Source organism: Zoogloea sp. LCSB751 (genome assembly GCF_002028455.1).
Classification (GTDB): Bacteria; Pseudomonadota; Gammaproteobacteria; order Burkholderiales; family Rhodocyclaceae; genus Zoogloea.
The window spans coordinates 1-262 of record NZ_MWUM01000288.1 but is presented as its reverse complement, the minus strand read 5'-3'; the positions used below and the strand labels follow the sequence as shown (position 1 = coordinate 262).

2 protein-coding genes are annotated in these 262 nt (G+C 50.0%); both read left to right on the top strand.

Annotated elements, in window-relative coordinates; all coding sequences use genetic code 11:
* A partial coding sequence (locus B4920_RS31135) for an SAM-dependent methyltransferase (protein ID WP_216820077.1) occupies positions 1 to 91 on the top strand: 91 nt, incomplete at its 5' end.
* 54 nt (positions 92 to 145) lie between these two features.
* A partial coding sequence (locus B4920_RS31130) for an ATP-dependent metallopeptidase FtsH/Yme1/Tma family protein (RefSeq protein ID WP_368664747.1) occupies positions 146 to 262 on the top strand: 117 nt, incomplete at its 3' end.

The following is a 262-nucleotide window of genomic DNA, read 5'->3' as shown; positions in this document are numbered from 1 at the left end:
ACTTTTCTCTGTCGTCAAGATTCGTAAACCAGACTCCTCCCGTGCCCGTTCACGAGAAGTCTACATTGTGGCTACCGGTTTTAAACTGTAGTACCCTAACCCTCATCGTTAACTGTCAGTCTGCGAGGTCATTGATTTGAGTGACATGGCGAAAAACCTAATCCTGTGGCTGGTCATCGCCGTCGTGCTGATGTCGGTGTTCAATAGCTTCAGCCCCAGCGATACCACCAGTCGCCAGCTGGACTATTCCAGCTTCGTGAAA